The 836-nt window shown below is 72.7% G+C and carries 1 protein-coding gene; it reads right to left on the bottom strand.

Features of this window, described 5'->3' with window-relative positions; all coding sequences use genetic code 11:
* Window positions 1-836: styrene monooxygenase/indole monooxygenase family protein (locus tag KUM32_RS39000; protein ID WP_217146512.1), on the bottom strand; the 836-nt coding region annotated here is incomplete at both ends.

The raw sequence follows: 836 nt of genomic DNA, 5'->3' as shown, positions 1-836 counted from the left end.
GTACTGCGCCGTCTGCCAGTACCGGTCGAACGTCGCCCGCATCCACGCGGCGTCGAACGGCTCGTCGCCGCGCTCCAGGATGGAGGCGAGGTAGGAGGCGGCGCACTTGCTCGCGGAGTTGGAGCCCTGGCCGGTGATCGGGTCGTTGGCGACCACGACGTCGGCGACGCCGAGCACCACGCCGCCCGACGGCAGGTGTCCCACCGGCTGCCGCACGGTCGGCGCGTACCGGCCGGCGAGCGTGCCGCGCGCGTCCGTCAGCTCGACGGCGGTGGAGCGCGCGTACTCCCACGGCGTGAACCTCTTCAGCAGCTCCAGCGTCAGGGCCAGGTGCTCGTTCGGGTCCTTGATGCCCTGGAAGGCGTCGAGCGGACCGCCGGGGATGCCCTCCCAGAAGAGGATGTCGGCGCGGCCGGAGAGCGTCAGCGTCGGCATCACGAACAGTTCGCCGACGCCGGGCACCACGTTGCAGCGCACCGCGTCGAACTCGGGGTGCTCGGGGCGCGGGCCCATGCCGTGCACGTACGCGACGGACAGCGCCCGCTGCGGGGTCTCGTACGGCGAGCGACTGGCGTCCCGGCCGAACATCGAGACCAGCTCGCCCTTGCCCGCGGCGACCATCACCAGGTCGTAGGCGCGGGAGAAGTAGTCGAGGTCCGACACGGCCGCGCCGTGCACCACGAGCTGGCCGCCGCGCTCCGCGAACGTCTCCATCCAGCCGGCCATCTTCACCCGCTGGTCCACGGACTGGGCGATGCCGTCCAGCCTGCCGACCCAGTCGATCAGCCGGGTGGAGGAGCCGGTCGCCTCGTCGGGCGGCCCCGCGACGGACACCC

The organism is Streptomyces sp. AC627_RSS907 (assembly GCF_019049165.1).
The sequence above is the reverse complement of the archived record's forward strand: the minus strand, read 5'-3'. Positions and strand labels throughout refer to the sequence as shown.